Here is a 22,652-nt window from a genome sequence, read left to right on the forward strand (position 1 = left end):
CGACATAGGTCATGCGGTCCTCTTTGCTTGGGGCGTGCGGCTTAGAGACTTCTGGAGTATGCTGAAGACGCTTGCACTCCGAGTAGACGGAGAGGGAGCCATGGACATTGGTGCCTGGCTGCGCGATCAAGGGCTGGGACAGTACGAAGGAACGTTCCGCCAAAACGACATCGATCCTGAAGTACTCAGGCATCTTACGGCCGAGGACCTGATTGAGCTTGGCGTCGCTTCAGTAGGGCACCGTCGTAAACTGCTTGCCGCTATCGCCGCACTGCGTGAGGTCGCTGAACAACCGAACAGCGCAGCTGGGGTTGGCGTGACACCTGTAATCATCCCGGAGGCGGAGCGTCGTCAGCTCACCGTGATGTTCGTCGACCTTGTCGATTCGACCAGGCTTTCCTCACGACTCGATCCAGAGGAGATGGGCGAACTGCTACGGGGCTATCAGGGTGCGGTGGCGGGTGCGATCGCGCGATTCGAAGGACACGTTGCCAAGTACATGGGCGATGGCGTGCTCGCTTACTTTGGCTATCCGCGCGCTCACGAGGATGAGGCCGAGCGAGCGGTTCGAGCGGGGCTCGGGGCCATCGCTGCAGTGCGGAAGCTGCAACCACCGCATGGGGAGACGCTGGAAGCTCGCGTCGGCATCGCGACAGGCTTGGTTGTTGTCGGCGAACTGATTGGCGAAGGTGCAGCGCGTGAGGAGACGGTAATCGGCGAAACGCCCAATCTAGCGGCACGACTGCAAAGTGTCGCCGAGCCGGGAGCTGTGGTGGTAGCATCCGCTACCCGGCAGCTGATAGGCGGTCTGTTCGATCTCGTCGAACTCGGCTTCCACCCGTTGAAGGGTTTTCCTGCTTCGATACCTGCTTGGCGAGTGCTCGGTGAAAGCTCTGCGGAAAGCCGCTTTGAAGCGTTGCACGGGGCGAGCCTGACCCCGCTCGTCGGTCGCGAGCACGAGTTAGGCCTCCTGTTGAAGCGCTGGGAGGCAGTCAAAAAAGGAAAAGGCCGCGCGGTGCTGTTAGCGGGCGAGCCCGGCATCGGCAAGTCGCGCCTTGTTCGTGCCCTGCGCCGGCGTCTGGAAGGCGAGCCGCATACCACTGTAAGTCACTACTGCTCGGCATATCATCAGACCAGCCCCCTTTATCCGGTTATCCGCCTTCTGGAGCGGGCAGCTGGTTTCGCCGCGGAGGATCCCCCCGAAGTGAAACTGAGCAAGCTCGAAGCGCTGCTCACGCAATCGACCGAAGAAGTCGCGGACGCGGCTCCGCTGCTCGCGGCGTTGCTGTCGGTTCCAGCGGACTTTCGCTATCAGCCATTGGAGTTGAGCCCGCACCGGCAGAAGAAGCGAATGCTGGAGGTACTGGTCGATCAGCTCATCGGGCTCGCGGCACGTCAGCCCGTCCTGGCAGTATACGAGGACGTGCATTGGGCTGATCCGACATCGCTTGAGTTGCTGGACCTTGTTGTTGACCGCGTGCAGGACTCGCCGGTGCTGGTGCTCATCACGTTCCGCACCGAGTTTCTCCCACCGTGGACGCGCTATCCCCATGTGACCGCCTTGACGCTTGGTCGGTTGAGCCGTCGGCAAGGCGAAGAGATGGTCGACCGGCTGACCGGCCGCAGAGCTCTGCCTACCGAAGTGCTCAATCAAATCGTCGCGAAGACAGACGGCGTTCCGCTCTTCGTGGAGGAACTGACGCGCGCGATATTGGAGACCAGCTTGCTCAAAGACGAGGGCGATCACTACGCTCTCGCAAGTCCCCTGTCGACAATCGCAATTCCAGCTACGCTTCAGGAATCGTTGTTGGCCCGGCTTGACCGACTTGCGCCCGCCAGGGAGGTCGCGCAGGTGGCGGCCGCAATCGGTCGAGAATTCTCACATGAGTTGCTCGTGACCGCCGCGCCGTTGCAGACGAGCGAGGTTGAGGAAGCACTGGGCGACCTCATTGCGTCGGGATTGGTGTTCCGCAACGGGACTCCGCCGCAGGTAACCTACAGCTTCAAGCACGCGCTGGTACGCGACGCCGCCTACGCGACCCTTGTGCGCACGAAACGACAACGGTTGCACGCGGCGATAGCCACAGCGATCGAGCAGCGCTTCCCCGAAACCGTCCAGACGCAGCCCGAGCTTCTGGCCCAACACTATGCGGAGGCGGGGCGGCTAGAAACTGCCGTCAATTACTGTCTCAAGGCCGGGCAAGCAGAGATTGCGCGGTCCGCAACGGCAGAAGCGATTACCCATCTGACAAGAGGGCTCGAGTTGCTTGAAGGACTGCCAGATGATGCTGCGCGATGGCGGCCGGAACTCGAATTGCAGGTCGCTCTCAGCGTTGCGTTGATGACCGCCAAGGGTTGGGCAGCGCCAGAGGTCGGCCGGGCCAACGCGCGAGCACGCGAATTATGCGAGCGGATCGGAGATAAAGGCAGGCTCTTCCCTGTCCTCTACGGGGAGTGGGTCTTCCACGTCGTGCGCGCTGAACTGGAGGCGGGGAGGAAGGCGGGAGAGGAGCTGCTCCGACGCGCGCAGGAAGAACGGGAGGCGTCCGCTGAGACCGTCGGCAATCGCATCGCCGGAACTGATGCCTTCCTTCGCGGCGAGATCGCTACCGCGCGTGAATATCTGGAACGGTCGCTCGCCCTTTATGACCCGCAGCAACACCGCTCCCTCGCATTCCTGTTCGCCCAGGACCCTCGGGTGGCGGGACTTTCGGTCCTCTCCTGGACCCTCTTCTCTCTCGGGTATCCCGAGCAGGCCCAGGCCAGGAGCAACGAGGCATTGGCGGACGCAAGGGAACTTTCCCACCGCAACACGCTCGGTTACGCCCTGCTTTACGGCTGCATCCTGTCGCAGCTTCGCGGCGACTGGCGGGAGGCCCGAGATCGGGCGGATTCACTGATCAAGCTCGCAAGAGCGCAGGGCTCTCCGCACTTCCTCGGCGCAGGTGCAATGGTTCGAGGCTGGACGCTAGCAGAGACGGGTGAATTGCCAGCGGCCCTCACACAGGTTCGAGAAGGCTTGGCGTCGTGGCAGATGACTGGAGCGAAATTCCTGGTTCCATTCTTTTTGAGCTTGCTCGCGCGCCTCGAGACGCATGCCGGGGGAGCAAAGCGAGGATTGGATTTGCTGACCGACGCGCTGGACCGAGCGGGTGCAACGGGCGAGCGGTGGTTCGAGGCGGAATTGCATCGGCTGTCGGGCGAGCTGATGCAGCTGCTACCAGCGTTTGATCGTGCCGAAGCGGAAGCGCGACTCCGGCACGCGACCGAGATAGCGCGAGGGCAAAGCGCTGGCTTATGGGAGTTGCGCGCGGCGACAAGCCTAGCGCGACTATGGATCCTGCAGAACCGATTCGGCGACGCTCATCACCTGCTCGCGCCGCTCTGCGGCAGGTTTACGGAGGGATTCGCTACATCGGATCTGCAGTCGGTCCAACGGCTGCTTCGCGAGACAGCTCGTGTCAATGGCGCGACCAAGTCATCCGACTAGTCAGCCGAGTTGCGATGTTCTACGCCACCGCACTGACAGCACTGTCGGACGGCAAGGGTGTGGTGTGATGGAGCACCGAGTGAGTAGTCGTCCGCTTTCCGGCAACGAATTAGAGCCCTTAATGTACTATCGTCCTATCCGGGTCACAGTTCTGCTCGCTGAGCGAGCGACCTCAGGGGTCGGAGCGTGACCGCGGCCTTCAGTAGCAAGGTCCGCATTTGGCAACAGCGCCATGACGGCAGTCGGCCCTAACCGGACGTCACTGCAGCCGTCGCCGAAATCGCGCAAGGCACGCGCAGCAAACAGATAGGTGGCCGGGTGGATGCCTGACAATTACGTCCCTTCTTTCGAGCTGCGTCTCGGCTTCAACCTGTCGGGCACGAACAGCGACGGACCAACGAGAAGCCAGGCATCTAGCCAGAGCTCGCTACGGAGACGTCGCTGCCTTAGAGGAGCCCCGTTGCATTTCTCTGTTTCGCAAAGCGGCCTACGTGCCCAACGTCCACACCATACCGGCCAAGGCGCAGGCGAGCAGCGTGACGATGATCGATGCCTTGTACCGGAATATTGCGGTTGCGGCTGTGATGGTCAGAACGAGTGAAGGGAGAACAAGGGAGCTCAGTACGGGGACGTCGAGCGTGAGACCTCCGATCTTCCGCGTGATCACCTCGGCAAACAGCGTGTGCAAACCAAACCAGACCGCGAGATTAAGGATTACACCGACGATCGCGGCGGTGATCGCCGACATCGCCCCGGTTAGCGCCACATTGCTCCGCAGCCTCTCGATGAACGGTGCTCCGAGGAAGATCCAGAGGAAGCAGGGGACAAAGGTGACCCAAGTCGTCAGCACTGCCGCAAGCGTCGCCGCAGTCATCGGGTTGAGCGAGCCAGGATCGCGATAGGCGCCCATGAAGCCGACGAACTGGGTGACCATGATCAACGGCCCCGGTGTCGTCTCGGCCATGCCGAGACCGTCGAGCATCTCGCCCGGTTTCAGCCAACCATATTGCTGAACCGCTTCCTGGGCGACATAGGCAAGCACCGCATAGGCACCTCCGAAGGTCACAACCGCCATCTGGCCGAAGAACAGTCCGATCTTGGTGAAGACGTTGTCCGGCCCGAGAAAGATCAAAAGCAAGGCAAGCGGCACCAGCCACAGCGCGAGGAAAACCGCCGAGACTCGCAGCGACCAGGCCAGGTCGGGGCGCGCGTGAGCAGGGATGTCTTCTCCGAGAAGCGAGTCTTCATCCTTGAGAACTGGTCCGGTTCCCGCCTTGTGGCCGCCGCCGATCCGGAAGAGCGGCGACCCCGAGCGTCCACCGATATAGCCGATGATGCCGGCGCCCAGAATGATCAGCGGGAACGGCACCCCGAAGAAGAAGATGGTGACGAAGGCGGCCGCGGCAATGCCGATCATCAGCCGGTTTTTCAGTGCCCTGCTGCCAATCCGGAAGACGGCATGAATAACGACCGCAAGCACGGCCGCCTTCAGGCCAAAGAACAGCCCCTCGACGACAGTGACATTGCCGAAGGCCGCGTAGATGTAGCTCAGAGCAAGAATCGAAAGGAAGCCCGGAAGAACGAACAGAATGCCGGCGACGAGTCCTCCGATAGTTCTGTGCAGGAGCCAGCCAATATAGACCGCAAGCTGCTGCGCTTCCGGGCCGGGCAGCAGCATGCAGTAGTTGAGCGCGTGCAGGAAGCGGTGCTCGCCGATCCAACGCTTCTCGTCGACGAGGATACGGTGCATCACCGCGATCTGCCCGGCGGGGCCGCCGAAGCTCAAGGTCGCGATCCGCGCCCAGACGCGAAGTGCGTCGCCGAACGGTATGCCATGCCTCAATGCTTGGCGCTTTGACATAGTCGTGGCGTTCTGTGCGATGTCGGACAAGGTCATGCTCCCTTTTTGGGAGAAGGCCAGTTGTGCGTTTCGTCGGTCGCGTCCCGGCACCAGCGGTAAAACGCGTCATAGAGCAGCAGACCCGCCTCGAGCTGTTCGTTGTCGTCGGCATACATGCGCGACAGCCCAAGCGATGCGGCTAACAGGCCGGGCGCCTGCGGCGCAAGATCAAGCCGCGCCGTGTCAGCAGCCCGAACGATTGTTGCGAGCCGCAACAGCGGTTCCGTTGCCAGCCCGAATTCCTCAACCATGACATCAAAGGTGCAATGCTCGCCACGGTGGCTCCAGCGGACCGGCGCGTCGATGTCGAAAGGCGTGGCATTGAAACGCTCGGCGACCGTTTCGACCTCGGACGGCGAGACGAACAGGAACACGGCATTTGGATCAACAAAGCGGCGGATCAACCATGGGCAGGCGATGCGGTCGATCTTCGGACGCGTGCGCGTCACCCAGACGGTGCGCCCTTGCCCATCCCTCTCGGGCAAGCTGGAGGCAGGAACTGCCGGGTGTCCGGCCTTTGCCCAACTCTCGAAGCCGCCCTCGAGCACTTCGGCCGAAATGCCGGCCTGGCGGAGCCAGGCGGCTACGCCGTAGCTCAGTTTTTTGCCGCGGTGGCAGATGACGACGGCGGACCGGCCGTAAAGCTCATCCATCCAGAGCTGCACCTCACGGTAATCGCGCCGAACCGAGCCGGGGACCAGCCGAGGGTCGGCGTTGAAATCCTCGTCAATCCGCACGTCGATGAGAGCTGGGGATTTCGGGGTACCGATGAGGCGGGCGAGCTTGTCGGGGGAAATTTCAAGAAGTGACGGCATGGCGCGTCCTCCGTCTGAGCGGTTGAAAAGGACGCGATTCTTCGGCTGTCGCCTCGTGGGGTGATCGCAACCCCATGGGCTGTCTTTTCCGCTCTTTGCCCACGGCTGTCAAGCGGTGCGCCCGCACTTGTCACCGCACGAATAGCTCGTGAACGGCAACCGCGACGAGGATCATGCCGGCAACCGCCTCGACCGTCTTCGATGCCCTGGTGAGAAGCTCGTGTCAGGTGGCCAGCAGTCTCTCGAACTGCGACCGGAAGAACACCTTAACAACGCGACAGTGGAGAGCGTCAGTGCCACTCCCGTCATCATCACGATCGCAATCATGATGCCGGCCTCGGGCACACCGCGCGACATGGCGAAGGTCATGACGAACAAAGTCAGTGGACACGGGATGAGACCGGCCATCGTGACGTGGGTCACCGAGAGAGCGATCGACACCGCAAGGCCGCGCGTCATCCCTGCCGATGAACCCGTCAGATAGGTGGCCAGCCCGGGCTTGTTGTGGCCGGGCGTCAGCGCATGCACCGCGCCGAACACGATGCCGATCGGCAGGGAGGCGAGGAAGGCCGTCCAGCCGCCGCCATTCGCGAAGCTCTTGATGTGCTCGGCGAAGGCGAGATAGATGTCGCGCTGGGTGTCTACGATCGTTTGCAGCAAAGCCTTATGCCCAGTTTAGTGCGATGCCAGCTACGGCGAGATAACGTCCGATCTTGGTGAAAGCACCAACACCACAAAATGGGTCAGCCCGGCTTCGCTCGCCGGAAACCAGCGCCGATGCCTGAAACGCTCAATCCCGCGGCCGATTAGCCAGTTCACAGTTCACGACTGAGCCGAGCACGCTGCCAACGCTCGCTACGGCAATGAGCAGCCATGGCGAGTAGCCGGCAACCAGCAGGCCTGCCACTGCCGCTTCCGACTGCATCGGCAAAATCGTTGCGGCAGCAAGCGCGACCGCGCCGGTAGGCTATCGCGAGACTGTGACAGCGGCTCGGTGACAATTCACGACACAGTTTGCAGTACTTATAAAATGCCAAGCGGCATCAGGCGCCACCCATATAGATGTCCATGATCTGTCGGTCGTTGTGGACATCTCCGGGCGTGCCTTCGAAGCGCTTTTCTCCGGCGGCCAGGATATAGAGCCGGTCGGCAATCGGCATGGCCTCGCGAATGTTCTGCTCGACCATGAGAATTCCGATGCCGCGCGCGGTCAGCACCTTGATGCGCTCCAGCGTCTCGCTCACCATGGCCGGCGAAAGGCCGGCGGACGGTTCGTCGAGCAGGATGAAACGCGGTTCCGACACCAGCGCGCGCGCCAGCGCCAGCATCGCCTGTTCGCCGCCCGAAAGAGCTCCGGCCGTGGTCTTGCGCCGCCGCGCCAGCGATGGATATTGGTCGACCAGAGCCTCGATGCGCCTGTCCACGAGCTTCCGGTCGGCAATGGCGTAGCCGCCCATGCGCAGATTTTCCATCACCGTCAGCCGTGGAAACACGCCGCCGCCCTGCGGCATCAGCACCAGGCCCTGGCGCACGACTTCATGGACCGGCAAATTGCTGATCGTTTCGCCGCCAAGCCCGATTGTGCCGCCCCATACCGGCAGCGCGCCGGCAATCGCTTTCAGCAAGGTCGACTTGCCGCAGCCATTGGGGCCGAAGATGCAGGTGATCTTACCGGCTTCCGCGACAAGGGAGACGCCATGGACGATCTCCTGCTTGCCGTAGCCCGCAACGACGCTGTCTGCGACCAACGTGTTCATGTCGGACGCCCTAGATAGGTCTGCATGACTTCGGAATTTTGCACGACGTCCTCGAATGCGCCGCTAGTCACCACCCGCCCGGAATCCATGACGATGATGCGATCGCAGACATTGCGCACCATTTCCATGTCATGCTCGATGACGAAGAAGCTTGTTCCCTGCTCGCGCAGCCTGGCGATCGCTTCCAAGATGATCTTGCGGATGCTTGGGTGGACGCCGGCCGTCACCTCGTCGAGCAGGATGAGGGACGCCTGGCGCATGATCACGCGGCCGAATTCGAGCAGCTTTTGCTGACCGCCGGACAAGTCGGACGCGCGGTTGTTGGCGACCTGTTCGAGATGCAGCAGCGCCAGCGTCTCGTCCGCCCGCTGTTGCGCGCCACGCCAATGACCCTCGGCAGCCGCTGCCAGGAGGTTCTCGCTGACTGTCATGTTCTCGAACAACGCCGGGATCTGAAAGGTGCGCGCGAGGCCGAGGCGGGCGATCGTATAGGCCTTTTTGCCGCCGATCTCATGGCCGTCGAACAGGATCTGCCCCCGATCGGGCGTCTCCATGCCGGCCACGAGGTTGAACAGGGTCGATTTGCCCGAGCCGTTGGGGCCGATGAGGCCGGCGATCTCACCGCGTCCGACCTCCAGGTCGACGCCGGCGGCTGCCTGGATGCCGCCGAAATGCTTGTGCACGTCGCGCACGAAGAGGATGGCCTGGTCGCTTGGCGCTTGCGGTTGCGCGGTCATGCTCACGAGCGTCCTCCTTGGCGGGAGCCGAGCAGGCGTCCGAGCACCGTGTCGAGCACGCTGCCTGATTTCCCACTTCGCCGCGCAAACAGGCCGGCGATGCCATTGGGCAGCAACAGCACCACCAGGATGATGGCGGCACCGAGAATAGCGATATAGAAGGCGGTATCGCCGTAGTACATCCAGACAAGCCGGTTGACGAAGAACAGCGCGACGCCGCCGATGGCCGGCCCCCACAGGCTGCCGAGCCCGCCGAGCAGGACCATGACGACCATCTGGTCGGTGATGTCGCCGCCGAACACGCTCTTTGGATTGATGAAGGTCACCCAGTAGGCGAAAATACTGCCGAAGACGGAGGCGACGACGGCGCTGAGCACGAAGGCCTGCAACTTGACCAGCGAGGTGTTGATGCCCATGGCTTCGGCCGCCGGTTCGTGATCCCGTAAGGCCTTGACCTTCAAGCCGAAGCGGGAGCGCTCAAACAGCAACCAGGTGAGGAAATAGGTTAGGACGGCGGCCGCGAACATAGCGAAATAGAAGAAGCGCTCGTTGAGGAAGGGAGGCAGGCCGATACCGCCGGTTCCGCCGGTGAAATCGACGACGGTGGCGAACTGCATGAGCACTTCGGCGAAGGCCCAGGTGGCGATGGCGAAATAAGCGCCGCGCAGCCGCAATGTCGGCGCGCCGATGACGACCGCGAACAGGGCTGTGACGATCATGCCGATGGGAATGGTGGGGAGGAACGGCACAGGGAAATCCGCCCCCATCAGGATGGCGGTTGCGTAGGCGCCGATGCCGAAGAAGGCCGAATGGCCAAAATTGATGTAGCCGGCATAGCCGCCTAGCATGTTCCAGGAACAGGCGAGCCCCGCCCACATCAGCGCGCCGGTGGCGATGCGCAGCCAGTAATTGTTCACCAGCACCGGCAGCAACGCCAGCACGACGAGGATGACGACGAGGAGAAGCAGGCCGACCCAACGCTTTTTCATGGTCTGGGCCATCTTACAGTCCGCGCCGGAGGATGCCGCGCGGGGAAACCAGCAGGACAAGGAAGAGCGTTGCGAAGATCGCGAGATGCGAATAGCTGGATCCGCCATAAGTCGCGACAAAGGCTTCGATGACGCCCAGAAGCAGGGCCGCCACAAGCGCGCCGCCCACCGAGCCCAGCCCTGCCAGCACGGCGACGAAGAAGGCGAACAGCGTATAGCGCAGGCCGATCTCCGGATTGACCGAATAGATGGCTCCCATCAGAACGCCCGATATCGCCGTGATCCCCGTGTAGAGCCCGTAAACATTGGCGCTGAGACGCCGGATGTTCACCCCCATCAAGGCGGCGTTCTGGCGGTTTTCGGCCGTCGCCCGGATCGCCAGCCCGTAGCGCGTGCGAAAGAGAAAGAAAAACAGCCCGCCGGCGATGAGCACCGCGAACGCCGCCGCCGCCACCCGGATCAGGGGCACCGTGACCGGACCGATCATGGTGCTGTGACCGCTGAGCGCCGTCGGTACGCTATGCGTATTGAAACCCCAGACGGTCAGCATTCCGCCGCGCAGCAAGGTGAAGATGCCGAAGGTCAGCGCGAGCGCCATCAGTTCGGGACGCGCCGTGCGGCTGTTTCGAACATTGTAGATCATCGGTCCCATGAGATAGCCGATCGCGCCGAACAGGACGAAGGCCATCGGCATGGCGAGGAAGCCGTCTATGCCGAGAAAGGCCGCCATGTAGTAGGCGAAGTAGCCGCCGAGCACGACCCACGCGCCGACCGCAAAGTCGATGACATGGAGCACGCCGAAGGTCAGTTGGAAGGCGATCGAAAACGTGGCGATGACGCCGCCTATCAGCAGGCCGTTGAGCAGGGTTTGAAGAAAAAGATCCAATGGCAAACCTGTCCGTCAGTCCAAGAGGTCGGCAACATGCTTTTGGCGCGAGTGCGAATTGACGCCTGCAGTATAAAGCCCAATCTGGCCTTTGGAAGAGCCGGCCGTCATCATGCTGCCCGCTGGCATAGCATGTGAGGGGGCGACGGCGGATAGCGCCTCCGCCCGCCTCAAATCGCGATTATTTCCAGCCTGGCAACGGGTAGATGAACTCGGCCGCGGCCGCTTCCTTCGGGCCGACAGCGACGGTCTTTCCATCCTGGATCTGGATCACGACTGGCACCGGCTGGATGTTGTCGTGGTAGTGGTCACCTTCCTTCTCGAACTTGATCGGTCCGTAGAAAGTCGTGATGTCGGTGTCGGCGATGGCGTCCTTGAGGGCGACGCGGTCCTCGGGGGTGAGCGAAGGCTTCTTGCCCAGTCGCTTGGCGGCATCGGCGAAGACGAGGCCGCTGGCCGAGCAGGCGGCTTCCGTGTAGTCGGGCTCATGGCCGAACTTTGCCTGGGCCCGCGCGACATAGTCCTGTGCGGTGCCGAACAGGTCGTCCTTGTAGGGCACCGTAGGCAGCCATACGGCGACGCCGGAGGTGCCGTTCGCATCGGCGCCGAGCGCTTTGGCGAAGGCCGGATTGGTCACGCCGTAATGCATGATTAGGGCTTTTGGCCGATAATTCAGCGATTTCGACGTCTTGATCACATTTATTAGCGGCTCTTCATGCCCGCCCACCGCGACGATGTCAGGGTTGAGGGCGGCAATCTTGGACATTACGGGGGTGAGATCGCCGGAAGCCGGAACGAGCTCGTAGGCGACGACTTCGAGACCCGCTTCCTTGGCGCCGCGCTGGAAGCCTTCGCCGGTCTCCTTCGAAAAGGGTTCGTTGACCCCGATCACCGCGATCGTCTTCGCCTTCGGGTTTGACAGCGCCACCAGCACGCCCAGCGACTGGCCGGATGTCGTGTCGACGGAAGGGATGATGCCGAAATTGAATTCCGGCTTGGCCAACCAGACATTGGGCGACTCGGCCGAACCGGAAATCATCGGAACCTGGTATTTTTGGCAGATCGGCTGAACGGCGATTGTCGAGCCACTGGTGTAGGGGCCGAGCAGGAAATCGACCTCGTTCTGCACGATCAGCCGTTCGGCGGCGTCGGCGCCGGTGGCCGGATTGCTCTGGTCGTCGCCATAGAACATCTCGACCATGAAACGCTCACCGCCGACCTCGACACCGCCCTTCTCGTTGGCGGCCTCGGCCCAGAGCTCGTATCCGTTCTTGGTCAAATTGCCGCCCGAAATATTCTCGCCCGACAGAGACGTGATGACGCCCGCCTTGAAAGTCGGCGCCTGGGCGCGCGCGGTCCGCACGAACGGCATGGCAATCGTGCCGCTGGCAAGCGCCAGGGCGCTGCCGCCGAGAAATGTGCGTCGAGAAAAGCTTACGTCTTTCTTTGGCATGATGTTCCTCCCTGCATTCGTTCCTCAAGTTGCAGGATAGGTCCGCACACTACACAAATCTACCGGAAACGCTCACTGCAGCTCTATGGAAATCCCTATTTGCAGCGCATCACAGCACTTCGTGCTGGTCGCCCCTATGGCGACCCGCGCGACAGAAGCCATGTTGGTCCTCCCTTTCCAATGCCGTCGAATCGCATTCCGTTGACGTTGGCGTAACATTACGCTCATGCACCAAGTTGACCAAGAATTCGGCATTCTCTTTTCTGAGATCGCGCCTGCGAATTTGAGACAATGCCCCGCGGAAGCGCCAAATCCCGTCGTATGCCCCAAGGCGAAACGCCTTTGGGATTAGCTCCCAGGGGCCGAGATCTGACTTCGAGCGCCCCCTGCCTCTGCTGAGGGACCGCTATTGGGCGAAGGAGACCTGGACGTCTCCGATGGATGGGAGAGCGACCGCCGAGAAGCGGGGTGCGACGGCTGCGATGCGCCGAAATTCCTCGTCGCGGTGACCCGCATCTCCCTTGCCTTTGTGAAAGCGCTATACCGCCAAGGATCAGGGCGATACCGGTTGTGGAGCGAAGGCAACCAACGCCTGGAAAACAGTCGGACTGCGGGACATGAGAGGCGCAGGCAAGGCATGCTGACGTTCGTGACGCTCACCTAGCCGCGGCGCGAACGTCGCGCCGGAAATCCGAAAGCGGCATGCCGGCGATCTGCCGGAAAGCCTTGTTGAAGGCGCTCGCCGACCCGTCGCGACCGGAGCTGCAGCAAGTCCCCGCTGCAGCTCTATTTGTGTCAGGCCATCTCTCGATCGGAGGAGCGGGGCTGCCGTGAGACGGCAGCGCCCCGGGAGGGGCTGGGGCGATGCCAAAAGATATCGATCCTGTCCATGCGGTAGACAGGATCGACATTTCGAGGAAGCGTCGGCGCTCTTGCGAGTGGCGACGGCAGTTTAACTCGGCGTATCCTGGTTGGTTCCGAAGGCGCTGCTGAATTAATGAGACAAGAACCGCAGCACCCCGAAGCTATAAGGGTGCTGCCTTGCAGTTCTGGAGAACGTCACCTTTTCTTCACTAGCAGCCCGCCTTGCTCGGCGGTGCCTTCTAACCACAAATGTCGCGGATGGTTCCGAAGAAAAAGAGAGGAGGGTGGCTGTTGCTTTAAATTAAAATCCATGCACAGGCGAATAGTGCACTCACAATAAGAAGAATTACGATGCCAGTGAGATCGAGCGGGTGCATTTCATTCTTCTCTTTGTCGAATATGTCGTCTCCTCGGCAGGTCAACGCCACAGCTCACTCAATGTTTCATCTGGCCCTGATCCATTCTTGGTTGTCGATCATGCATTGTAGGTCCTCCGGCAACATGCCCTGCCATTCGCACTTCAGGACAGCTTCGTAGTATTCCTCGGCTTCAAGAGCCGCTGCCCCTTGCGGAGTCGGCCTGACCGTTAGGACGTTTGCATTTGCTCGCGTTCTTTGCCCAATGCCAGCACTTGAACAGTTCCACCCTCCCATGTGGTACCAGTGGATGTGTGCGAATTTCCGTTCGCCATCGAAGCCTGTAAAGTGCTTCGGGTGATCTGGCCAAGTCTGCCGCCATTTGTTCTAGGTCTGCCTTCGGTGATGGACATCGGTTCGATCGGTCGGAACTGACTTCGTCAGGTTCGCTTGATCGCGAACGCCACGGCACGGAGGAAGCTTCCGGACCGATGCGCTTACGAAGTCGCTGGTGTCCTGCTGGATGTCCGTCGCTGATTTGCTCGGGCAGTTCCGTGCTAACGGCTCCCCGTGGTGCGGATGTTGTAGGGTTCTACTTTCTTGCGCAGCCCCTCGGACAGGGCGCGCGGGCGAATCTCGTGGGCGCAACAAGTAGTCGCACCAGGGTCGACCGCATGGCCGTATACGGATGCCCTAGATGTTGACGTTGACCATCCAGTCACACTCGTCGATCATCGTCGACGCGCTAACGGCAACAGGCCAGCGCTGTTGAGTATTACGTCAATTCGGCGAAATTTTACGTAATTAAATCAAACGGCTGCGCGGCGTTACCACAATGCGCCGGCAGCCTCCATTCGCCTATTAGGGCTAAGCCAAAGCCACAATCAGGAGACATCCATGAACCAGAATGTCTGCAGCGGCGCTTGATCGCGCTCGGCTATCCGAACTCAGCCGGCGGATCGATGAACTGCGTCAGGAAGTCGGCTCTGTCTACGGCACGCGCGACGTGATCGCCGATCTGAAGAGTGAGGTGAGGACGTTACGGCAGCGGTTCTTCGAGGTTCGACTTGAAGTGCGGGGTGCGCAAGAGTGACTCAGCGCAGCGGCGCGCAGATGAGGCGCCGATAGGCCTCCTCAGATCTCGACGAATTCTGGCTCCACGTACCTGCCCGGAAGACGAGCCGTAAAGCCGATGTAAGGCACCGGCGTGCGAGTGTATGTGGTGAACGACCATGTTCCCGGTTTTAGTTCAATATCGAATCCACAATGCGCAGCGCGCTTGATCGCAGCATTGAAGGTGTGCATAGCCTCGGTCAGTTGGCGCTCCGCCTCCTGCTCTTCGGCGGTCTTCGGGAACAGATAAATCTCGGCCATGGGCTCGGTTCCTTGTAAGTTTTCGGGGTGCGCACTTGATGCGGCTTCCGCTGAGAGTACAATACCTGACAGCGACGTTCGAAGCGGTTCCCTTAGATGGAACAGGGCAAATGCGCCGCAGCTGTGTGATGATGAACGTCGCGATTAGGGGCTGCAGAGATCACCCTCTGCAGCTCTCTTCATGTCAATCCATCTCTCGATCGTGAAGAGCGGCTTTCGTGCGACGGCAGCGCCACGGGAGGATCTTGGGGCGCTGCCAGAATGTCGATCCAGTCCATGCGGTAAATATGATCGACGCCGGAGGAGTGCCGACGATAATTAACTCGTCGTGATCTGGTTGGTTCCTGAAGAGTAGCCTTCGCGGTCCTCAGACCGACAGAGCGTGCAGCAACTCGTTGGCATAAGACTTCAGTCCTATTCCAGACCGGTTTTACGCGCCTATTTCACTGGAATGTCCAAGAGAGGCTCGACGATAATAGTTCTTTTGTTGGTCGTCGTCATGCTCGTAATCGCGATCTATGGCTTTCTGGGGATTCAACAGCTGATCTAACGGATCTTGGCCCCAACAAAAAGCAGCGCTCCCGAAAAAGTAAAAGGAGCGCTGCAGTTGTCCGACATGTGCGATTGTCCGCAAGTCGAAATTCTAGACGAGAACACCCTTCTGATCTAGGAACACCTTTCAAACAGCGCATTGGCGGGAATGTTCCGGATCAATGTTCCTTTTTAAGGTTGGCCATTTCAGGCCGGCTCCGGTAGCGGCTGCTGGGGAAGGGGACTGCCGCCTCCACCGCCACCATCGTCATCTGGCCACCAGCCTTGCCAGTCGTCACCGAGCGCTTCCTTCGCCTGACTACCGTCGAAAAGGGGCGATGAGCATCTGCACGAGTTCGTGCTCCGAAATGCCGCTCTCGTCGGGAAGGTATGCGGCAATGTCTTTCTGACAATCCCAGATCAGCTGTTTCATCTTCAGTGCGTCGGCCATTGGTCGTCTCCTCGGAAGGTCAACGTCTTCAAAGTAAAATCCATGCACAGGCGGAATATCGCCGACCCTGAGTGTGTCCTATGCACAGGGGCAACAACAGTGGAGTTTTCGCTATGAAAACACATCTCTTGATGACCTCCGCGGCAGTCGTGCTGATTTTCTCCGGCAGCGCTGCCCAAGCGGATGATCACCTCTTTCAGGCGCAGCAGAACGGGCTGAAATCAGGCAGTACGGCGTCTTCGAACACACACGCTTTCACGGCCAATGGGGCCGGCCATAGCGGTGCCCTTGCACCAGGCCAGGGAAGTCCGTTCACGGGAGAAGAAACTAAAACGCCGGCCACTGAAACGGGTCCGGCCAACCAGCACGCCAATGTAAAGAGCCGAATTTAGAACATTTGGTACCCGCGCTTATACGAGTGCCCGCGCCAGATGCGGTCGCGGGCACTTCCTAACAGGTGGGGGACCTGAATGCCGAATTGCTCGGCATCATGATAATTCCTCGGCGAGCGCGTTTGTTCCCGCGTGCACCAGGCTCAAAGTAACAATGGCTCCGACGGGCTTTCGACCGGAAGAAGTGTCATGCGTTCAGCTGGATATGGCCTTTGTAGCGTTCTGGCGTCCTTCCAATCGGCCGTGAGCCATAGCTCGATTTCCTCCGGCTCGGTCAGGATGACAGGCATCGCCTTCGGATGGATCGGTTTGACGACTGAGTTTGCCTCACAGGTGAGAAAGGCGAACAGCTCGTGCTCGCCGACGCGCGGGTTCTTCACCGAGCCGCGGGCGCCCTTCCATGGCGTCCAGATGCCGGCGAAGAAGGCGAGGGGCTGCTTGTCATCGATCGCGAACCAGCGAGCCGTCTTCTTCGGCTTCGTGTCTTCATATTCGCAGAACGCGTTCCAGGGTACGAGGCAACGGTTCTTGACGCCTGTCCAGCCGCGCCAATGGGGAGAATCCAGGTTGCGAATGTTGGTGACGCCGTAATCCGGCTTGCCATTGGTGACCGTCGGCGGGGACGGCATGCCCCAGGTCAGGTTGATCAGTTCGCGCTCGCCCTCGGCGTTGTTGCGGATCACCGGCCCTGGCTTGTGGGGAAACACCTCCGTCGTCGGGTTCGCTCGGTTCGTCATGTCGCTCTGCGGCCGTGCCGTGTGCCAGAGTTCATCAAACTCGACTTCTATCCGGTACCGATTGCACATGCCTCCCTCTCATCCATCGCGGTGTGCCCTGCCGATCCGGAAGCCGTTGCCCTCGGTGTTCCCGCACCTGGTGCATTTGAGGATCGGCCGCAGCTGGTCGAGCGTGATTTCGTGACCATACTTGCCAGCGAGGCCCCAGCGGTCAACCCACTGGTTATGATCGCACTTGGAGCAGCGCGCGCCGAGCAGTTGATCATCCGCGAGATCTGCCAGGCGCAGATGACCAATGCCGAGATCCGGATCGATGACGCCCTTCTCAGGGATCAAGTCTATCCCGCGTCGGTGGCGCATGCCTCACCTCCTAGCGCCGAGGCTCCCTTATCAAGATGGCGTTTCCGTCACGATTTTCGCACTTCCCGCAACGCATTTTCGGTGCGAGCCGAAGAACGCTCTGCCTCTTGCCAAAGCGTACTGTCAGCGACCGCCGGTCAACCCGGGCAACGTGGCCGCAGCGCCGGCACTTGCAAAGAACGTCGCACCATTCGGGAAGGTTCGCGAAAGTATCTCTTCAGGAACGCCGGCTGGGGCCGCATCACCAGCCGGTTCCTTCGAGAGACGGGCGGCTCTCCCGATGGCATGTCATATGTGAGCCTGCAGCGATCGCGTTGGATGTTGCCGCTCTTGGGGCAACCCAGCGCCTTTGAGAATTCGGAGAGCAGCCCCGGCATGCTCCGGTCGCCGATCCGATCGAAAAGCTGTCGCGCGTCGTATTGCTTCTTTACCCCACACTCGCATTTGATGCGGATCTTCGTCCAGGCCAGAAACTCCGAAAGCCACCAGGCTCCGCCTCTAGGCATGCTTCAACTTCCACTCGGGCTGATGCTCGGCGCAGAACCACTGAGGCTCCTCTTTTCCGAAAGAAAAGCCGAAGCTGCCCCACTTCTTGCAGCCGGGATGCTCGCAATAGTGGACGTAGACGCTGGAATCCTTTTGGCGAACTGCCCCTTGCTCATCGCTCATGGTTGCTCTGCCTCGTTTCCGCCGATGCAAGCGGGTCTCCAGCCCCGTGTGTAGCCGATGCTCATGGCGATCTCCGCAAGCGCGAGCTGTTCGCGTAGGTGTTTGCAGTCGGCCAGCAGGGTGCGGATGGTCGCCTCAGCGTCACCGTCGTGCCATGCCAAGGCTGCGGCAACGTCGTCGATTTCCTGATCGGTTTGATTAATTCCGCATGCGTTCTTCGCGGGGAGCATAGTTCCTCCTTCCCGTGCAAGCACGGGCATCTGCCTCAGCATTTTCAAGATGACGGCCGCATCGCCGATGAATGTTCTTATTATGTTCTGTACGCCGAAAGAGTCAATTCGGCTTTTTGCAGGCCTGTGCGTTAATGGCTTATGGCCAGAGCATCCTCAAAGAAGCCTCGCGATCTCCCTCCGGCAGATCCTATGCCAGCGCGTGTTGATCCTTGTCTTGCAACGCTCGTCGACAGGCCACCGAAGGGGCCGGACTGGGCCTACGAGGTGAAATGGGACGGCTACAGGCTGGCCGTTCATATCGAACCCGGTCGGGTGAGGGTGCTCACGCGCGGCGGCTATGACTGGACAGAGCGCTTCCCCTCGATCGTCGATGACGCTCGGCGACTCGCCGTGCAAACCGCCATCCTCGATGGCGAGGCGGTCGTTCTCGATGAGCATGGCCGATCCGATTTCGGCATGCTGCAGCGGGCCCTGGGTCGGTTGCCATCCGCAATCGAGGCCGGCGCGATCGTATTCCTCTCCTTCGATCTTCTCTATCTCGACGGCCGCGATCTTCGCCGGCTGCCGTTGCGGGAGCGCCGGCGATTGCTCGAGCCCCTCGTCGCCGGCAGGGAAGGGGCGATCCGGCTATCCGAGGAGGTCCAGGCGGACGGCGACGAGTTCTTTCACGCCGCCTGCGCGCACGGCCTTGAAGGCATCATCGCCAAGCACGTTGAGAAGCCCTACCGCAGCGGCCGCGGCGAATGGTGGCAGAAGATCACCTGCAAGCGGCGCGACAGCTTCGTGATCGTTGGCTACGAGCCGTCCACCGTGCCGGGCCATCTCGGTCGGATGCTGTTGGCGGCGCGCAAAGATGACGAGCTCGTCTATGTCGGTGGCTGCGGTACCGGCTGGTCAAACCAGCTTTCACGAGAGCTGCGGAAGCTGCTCGAGGGGATGGCGACAAAAGCGCCGGCCGTGACCTTGAGAAGGAAAGGCGCCGTCTTTGTCGAGCCTGTTCTCGTTGCCGAGGTCGAATATCGCGCCTGGACGGATGACGGGAACCTACGGCACGCCTCGTTCAAGGGGATCAGGGAGAAGGCGGATGATGCAGGGGTGTTTCTAATAACGTGACGCGAATGGCCTAGTGCCCGTGGGGCAACGCATTCCCCCTCGTCTCGCTGCCCTCGTCCAACTCTCGGAACGGCAGAAAACCATACTGCTCCAGCCATTCGCGCATGATCAGGCGGATCATCTCTTGTCGCGTCATCTCAAGCTCTTCGCAGGCGGTAGCGAGCGCCAGCTCAACGTCATTGTCAAAGGTCATCTTCGACCTCCCCAACGCAGTACAACCAAGAGGATTTAGGGTCTCACAACGCGGGTTGCAGTCAAGGATTAGAGGTGCCGCCCAAAGGGGGTACTGCTCTAGCGCAATGCGATATTTGCGCTCCAACAGCAAATTGGCCGCTGCGGTTCTCCGCTCTCCTATAGAGAACTATATATATCCAGCGGCACCCTGTAGTGGCAAACTTTACGCGTCTCATCGATAAGTAGGGGAGAGGCTTTCATGCCCGAAATGCCAAACGAAGTGCCGTCGAAGAGCGACGATGATCGGCGGGAATTTCTAAAAAATTGCGGTCGTTTCGCTATTGTGACACCTCCGACCGTAACGATGCTGCTTTCAACCAGCCTGACGTCAAATGCAATCGCCAAGTCTGGCGGCGGGGGCGGCGGCGGGAAAGTTAAAGGCAACAACGGCTGGGGCAACGGCCCAGATCCAACGAACCCGGGCAGCTCCCATGGCGGTGGCGTTTCACAGGGCGGTCCCGGCGCGGGCAATTCGCAAAGCGGCACCAAGACCGGCGGAGCTCGTTAGTCCAGTCAGCCTAGCTGATCGAAGAAGAACGTTGCTGCTCAAGCTCGCGCTTCGCCATCAACGCTACGCCCTCGATCAGCATCCGTGATGTTGCGGAGCGCTCAGTATCTGCACGGCGTTTCTGCAGTTCCTCGACCTTCTTCATTTCTGAGGTGAGGTCATCACGGAAGGCGTCGATCCAAGCAGAACCTTCATCTCCTTTCGCTGCGGCGACTTCGACTATCAAGCGCTGGAGCATCATGAAGGTGGCTTGGACCGTGGCGCGCATTTCCGAGTCTGTCATTCCGGTCTCCTGTTGTGGGATTGCTCTCAAGCAAAAATACAACCTGAAGTCCAGTAAAAATGCTGTCATGACCGTGTGCGGTGGCCGAGAACGGCAAATGCAAAACCGAGTCACCCAGTCCCGAAATAACTCCCGAACTGATCTTCTGGACATGCCGCAAAGCGTTGTCTATCAGGGCTTGCAGCAAATTAGCCCTCTCTCCTGGGGGGCAAAAGCTCGTGTTTAGAACACGTCGCTCTGACCAATTCCGGGCGGCAAGGTTCGGCACGCTTCGTTCAAGGGGGTACGGGAGGACAATGCGACGGTGTTCGAGCTGTCGTCGCTCAATTCCTAAACCGACCCCTAGCTGCGATGTCGCAGGGAGCGCTAGGCGAGATCCTCCGCGTGACGAACCGCCAGATTGAACAGTATGAGGTGGGACCCGCGCGCGTCAGCGCACGCCGGCTGCTCCTAATAGCAGATGCGTTGCAAGTGCCCGCCACCTATTTTTTAAACGACAGACCAAATGAACTCTACGAGAAGAGTCATCCGGGCCCGTCAGCACTCAATAGAAACCTCTTCAAGCTCCAGCCCGCCAACAAAATGTACGGTGGCATAGCGAGCGAATAGTGCCCGCAGTTCAGTTCCAGAACACTTGGGCTGGCTCCGGCGTCCTTCAGCCTTTGAAGGAAGCGTCTCGATAGATCGGGAAGCACCACCTGATCCCTCGTGGCAATCACGATGTGAAGCTGGAGATCGGGCCGCGCTAGACTCTGCGCATAATTCTCCAGGTTCAGCGGAGCCCAAGCCGTTCGCAGATCAGGGAGCCCAATCACAGGCTCAAGGCTCTTCTGTATCGAGCGGGTCGCGCGTCCCGACCAAACCATGTCAGCGAGACTACCCGCCGTCAAAAACAAAGAGGCCTTTGACACGGCTGGCTCATGCGCCGCGATCAATCCCGCAACCCAGGATCCAGAGACTCATGCCGAGAACCGAAACCTCTCGGTACCCCCGGCTCTTCAGCCAGAGAATAAGCTTTCGCCCATCCAATACCGCCTGCCTCACAGACTGGATCGTTCGACCGAGGTTGGAGCTGAGCATGTAATCAGCGTAGAGCGAGCCGGGGCGGCTGCGCTCGAAGTGATAAGGCATCGTAATCTCGACCACAGTGATTCCGCGCTGCGAGAAGAACTTCGCGATCTGACGATTTCGTCTGCTGGCATTCCAATGATGGAAAATCACCAAGGCCCGATCATGCGAGCCGCTTTCGGTAATTTTTGCCCAAACGACGTTGTTCTCTTCGACGTCGGTTGAAATGTCCGAAGGAAACGTGAGCCACTCGTCGCGCCTCTCAAAGATCTGATCTCGTCCGACCGGGCCATCATAAAAGCTCGGATCGGAGAGGGCCTGGCCCGCAAGGGCACAAAACTCGTCGATAGTGTCTGTTCTCGGCCCGCCCGGGAAGGCGCGGCCGGCGTCGAGGACGCAGGCCGTTACCTTCTTCGCTGCTTCGCCGCGCTGCGCCCGTCGCTCGTCCCAACGATCAAGCCATTCATGAAACACTCTGGTTGGCTCCTATCTCGCTCTCGCGCCATCGCCCGAACTCCGGATCAAAGAGGCCGTATGTCGCGAGCAGCACGCAAACGCTCAGGAGGATCGAGAAGCCGTCGAAAGCGTCGATCAAAAGGTAGCTCCTAAAGAGCAGGCCCACCACGGCAGACATTCTCCAAAGAGGCAGGCGAAACCGCTTTGCGGCGCCGTGATGCTCATAAAGGGCTGAAGCCAAATCGTGGGCCATCCAGGCCAGGATATCTTCGCCGGTCGAGGCGAGGTAGGCGCTTTGTACCTTCATGCATATTGCGACAAGAACACCGAGGACGGTGCACCGAAAGATCCCCCGCATGACCCTGAGACCGATTTCGCCACTCTCGCGCCGATGTTCTGCCGGCCGCGTCGCTGCTGCCTCTTCGATCTTCCATAGATCGTGGATGATCGTATGGAGCAGAATGAGGCCTGCGAAAAAAAGATAGAAGCAGAGGCACATGTAGAGATGTGCGAGCGCCGTAAACCCGATCTCTGCCGGAACAGATATGAGGTCAGGTTGCACAATTGCAATCGTGCCCCAACTCGTCGCATAGTCATCTCCGCCTTCTAGTAGCGGGATCAAACACACGCCGATCCATTGAAACAGACCTGCGAACAGCACGCAGATCAAGAAGACCGCCCAACAGGTGTAAGAATACGCTTCAACATTGCGCGTCCACGCATTGTCGCTCTCCAGCCGGCCGCCCTGCGTTAAGAGCTTCAGCCGCGCATCGTGTTTCCAAAACACCAGCAACTCGATCACGATCGCGAAGAACAGCGGCAAGAGCACCATGAAGAGGAACGTCCAGTTCGGAGCCCAGAGAAAGCCGACTTCCTTCACGACACCATCAGGCCGGCCATAGGTGGCGCTGTGGATCCCCAGGATAGCGCCGCCGGCACTGATCAGCTGTACAAATCTTGCAAGGCTGTCTTTCGGCAACCGCTGGGCGATCACGC

General features: G+C 60.3%; 20 protein-coding genes and 7 pseudogenes. 6 read left to right on the forward strand and 21 right to left on the reverse strand.

Annotated features, from left to right (window positions below; genetic code table 11):
• Positions 1–100: 100 nt before the first annotated feature.
• Positions 101–3,490: an AAA family ATPase gene (locus AC5J09_RS01660; RefSeq protein ID WP_494296691.1), complete on the forward strand. Its 3,390-nt coding sequence runs from the start codon at positions 101–103 to the stop codon at positions 3,488–3,490.
• A 487-nt stretch (positions 3,491–3,977) separates the two neighbouring features.
• Here AC5J09_RS01660 and chrA read toward each other — a convergent pair whose 3' ends face one another.
• The 11 genes and pseudogenes from chrA to AC5J09_RS01715 all read right to left on the reverse strand — a co-directional run.
• Entirely contained in the window at positions 3,978–5,387 is a 1,410-nt protein-coding gene (chrA, locus tag AC5J09_RS01665; RefSeq protein ID WP_494296692.1) for a chromate efflux transporter, read from the reverse strand.
• On the reverse strand, positions 5,384–6,205 hold the full coding sequence (locus AC5J09_RS01670) for a chromate resistance protein ChrB domain-containing protein (RefSeq protein WP_494296693.1): 822 nt from the start codon (positions 6,203–6,205) through the stop codon (positions 5,384–5,386). Before AC5J09_RS01670 ends, chrA begins: the two co-directional genes overlap by 4 nt.
• Before the next feature lie 130 nt (positions 6,206–6,335).
• Positions 6,336–6,865 (reverse strand): annotated as a pseudogene (locus AC5J09_RS01675) (ABC transporter permease).
• 84 nt (positions 6,866–6,949) lie between these two features.
• Positions 6,950–7,130: pseudogene (locus AC5J09_RS01680) on the reverse strand (YqaA family protein); the annotation flags it as partial.
• A 118-nt stretch (positions 7,131–7,248) separates the two neighbouring features.
• On the reverse strand, positions 7,249–7,962 hold the full coding sequence (locus tag AC5J09_RS01685) for an ABC transporter ATP-binding protein (RefSeq protein ID WP_494296694.1): 714 nt from the start codon (positions 7,960–7,962) through the stop codon (positions 7,249–7,251).
• Positions 7,959–8,699, reverse strand: coding sequence for an ABC transporter ATP-binding protein (locus tag AC5J09_RS01690; RefSeq protein ID WP_494297046.1), 741 nt, complete (start codon positions 8,697–8,699; stop codon positions 7,959–7,961). The genes AC5J09_RS01685 and AC5J09_RS01690 overlap by 4 nt, the downstream gene beginning before the upstream one ends.
• A 2-nt stretch (positions 8,700–8,701) precedes the next feature.
• The gene (locus tag AC5J09_RS01695) at positions 8,702–9,688 is read right to left on the reverse strand and encodes a branched-chain amino acid ABC transporter permease (RefSeq protein ID WP_494296695.1); all 987 of its coding nucleotides are present in this window, start codon (positions 9,686–9,688) and stop codon (positions 8,702–8,704) included.
• 13 nt (positions 9,689–9,701) lie between these two features.
• Positions 9,702–10,574: a branched-chain amino acid ABC transporter permease gene (locus AC5J09_RS01700; RefSeq protein ID WP_494296696.1), complete on the reverse strand. Its 873-nt coding sequence runs from the start codon at positions 10,572–10,574 to the stop codon at positions 9,702–9,704.
• Positions 10,575–10,755: 181 nt separating this feature from the next.
• Positions 10,756–12,027, reverse strand: a complete 1,272-nt coding sequence (locus tag AC5J09_RS01705; RefSeq protein WP_324765238.1) for an amino acid ABC transporter substrate-binding protein — start codon at positions 12,025–12,027, stop codon at positions 10,756–10,758.
• 656 nt (positions 12,028–12,683) lie between these two features.
• Positions 12,684–12,776, reverse strand: a pseudogene (locus tag AC5J09_RS01710) (helix-turn-helix domain-containing protein); the annotation flags it as partial.
• 904 nt (positions 12,777–13,680) lie between these two features.
• Positions 13,681–14,041: pseudogene (locus tag AC5J09_RS01715) on the reverse strand (SDR family oxidoreductase); the annotation flags it as partial.
• 113 nt (positions 14,042–14,154) lie between these two features.
• Between AC5J09_RS01715 and AC5J09_RS01720 the strand changes: the two are divergent.
• Positions 14,155–14,340: a hypothetical protein gene (locus AC5J09_RS01720; protein WP_494296697.1), complete on the forward strand. Its 186-nt coding sequence runs from the start codon at positions 14,155–14,157 to the stop codon at positions 14,338–14,340.
• A gap of 41 nt (positions 14,341–14,381) precedes the next feature.
• Here AC5J09_RS01720 and AC5J09_RS01725 read toward each other — a convergent pair whose 3' ends face one another.
• Both AC5J09_RS01725 and AC5J09_RS01730 read right to left on the reverse strand, forming a co-directional pair.
• Positions 14,382–14,621, reverse strand: a complete 240-nt coding sequence (locus AC5J09_RS01725; RefSeq protein WP_494296698.1) for a hypothetical protein — start codon at positions 14,619–14,621, stop codon at positions 14,382–14,384.
• Positions 14,622–15,359: 738 nt separating this feature from the next.
• A pseudogene (locus AC5J09_RS01730) lies at positions 15,360–15,603 on the reverse strand (hypothetical protein).
• A gap of 113 nt (positions 15,604–15,716) precedes the next feature.
• Here AC5J09_RS01730 and AC5J09_RS01735 point away from each other — a divergent pair.
• Positions 15,717–15,995 (forward strand): hypothetical protein, encoded by a 279-nt coding sequence (locus AC5J09_RS01735; protein ID WP_494296699.1) that lies wholly within the window; start codon positions 15,717–15,719, stop codon positions 15,993–15,995.
• A 143-nt stretch (positions 15,996–16,138) separates the two neighbouring features.
• Here the strand turns inward: AC5J09_RS01735 and AC5J09_RS01740 are convergent, their stop codons facing one another.
• The 4 genes from AC5J09_RS01740 to AC5J09_RS01755 form a co-directional block, all read right to left on the reverse strand.
• Positions 16,139–16,801, reverse strand: a complete 663-nt coding sequence (locus AC5J09_RS01740; protein ID WP_494296700.1) for an SOS response-associated peptidase — start codon at positions 16,799–16,801, stop codon at positions 16,139–16,141.
• Positions 16,802–16,810: 9 nt separating this feature from the next.
• Positions 16,811–17,092 (reverse strand): hypothetical protein, encoded by a 282-nt coding sequence (locus AC5J09_RS01745; RefSeq protein WP_324765334.1) that lies wholly within the window; start codon positions 17,090–17,092, stop codon positions 16,811–16,813.
• A gap of 498 nt (positions 17,093–17,590) precedes the next feature.
• Positions 17,591–17,761, reverse strand: coding sequence for a hypothetical protein (locus AC5J09_RS01750; RefSeq protein WP_338279472.1), 171 nt, complete (start codon positions 17,759–17,761; stop codon positions 17,591–17,593).
• Positions 17,758–17,991, reverse strand: a complete 234-nt coding sequence (locus AC5J09_RS01755; protein ID WP_494296701.1) for a hypothetical protein — start codon at positions 17,989–17,991, stop codon at positions 17,758–17,760. The genes AC5J09_RS01750 and AC5J09_RS01755 overlap by 4 nt, the downstream gene beginning before the upstream one ends.
• Positions 17,992–18,132: 141 nt before the next feature.
• Here AC5J09_RS01755 and ligD point away from each other — a divergent pair, with 141 nt between their 5' ends.
• Positions 18,133–19,107: a non-homologous end-joining DNA ligase gene (gene ligD / locus AC5J09_RS01760; RefSeq protein WP_494296702.1), complete on the forward strand. Its 975-nt coding sequence runs from the start codon at positions 18,133–18,135 to the stop codon at positions 19,105–19,107.
• Between the two features lie 10 nt (positions 19,108–19,117).
• Here ligD and AC5J09_RS01765 read toward each other — a convergent pair whose 3' ends face one another.
• The gene (locus tag AC5J09_RS01765; RefSeq protein ID WP_324765338.1) at positions 19,118–19,300 is read right to left on the reverse strand and encodes a hypothetical protein; all 183 of its coding nucleotides are present in this window, start codon (positions 19,298–19,300) and stop codon (positions 19,118–19,120) included.
• Positions 19,301–19,540: 240 nt separating this feature from the next.
• Here AC5J09_RS01765 and AC5J09_RS01770 point away from each other — a divergent pair, with 240 nt between their 5' ends.
• The gene (locus AC5J09_RS01770) at positions 19,541–19,849 is read left to right on the forward strand and encodes a hypothetical protein (RefSeq protein WP_324765339.1); all 309 of its coding nucleotides are present in this window, start codon (positions 19,541–19,543) and stop codon (positions 19,847–19,849) included.
• Between the two features lie 10 nt (positions 19,850–19,859).
• Here AC5J09_RS01770 and AC5J09_RS01775 read toward each other — a convergent pair whose 3' ends face one another.
• Positions 19,860–20,132 (reverse strand): hypothetical protein, encoded by a 273-nt coding sequence (locus tag AC5J09_RS01775; RefSeq protein WP_324765340.1) that lies wholly within the window; start codon positions 20,130–20,132, stop codon positions 19,860–19,862.
• A gap of 351 nt (positions 20,133–20,483) precedes the next feature.
• Between AC5J09_RS01775 and AC5J09_RS01780 the strand changes: the two genes are divergently transcribed.
• A complete protein-coding gene (locus AC5J09_RS01780; protein ID WP_494296703.1) occupies positions 20,484–20,741 on the forward strand; it encodes a helix-turn-helix domain-containing protein in 258 nt (85 codons plus the stop codon).
• Here AC5J09_RS01780 and AC5J09_RS01785 read toward each other — a convergent pair.
• Together AC5J09_RS01785 and AC5J09_RS01790 are read right to left on the reverse strand one after the other, a co-directional pair.
• Positions 20,657–21,674: pseudogene (locus tag AC5J09_RS01785) on the reverse strand (RcgR family putative quorum lactone hydrolase). The gene AC5J09_RS01780 and the pseudogene AC5J09_RS01785 overlap by 85 nt on opposite strands.
• Positions 21,664–22,581, reverse strand: a pseudogene (locus AC5J09_RS01790) (RcgA family putative transporter); the annotation flags it as partial. The pseudogenes AC5J09_RS01785 and AC5J09_RS01790, both read right to left, overlap by 11 nt.
• Positions 22,582–22,652 lie beyond the last annotated feature (71 nt).

This window comes from Sinorhizobium sp., assembly GCF_059070375.1.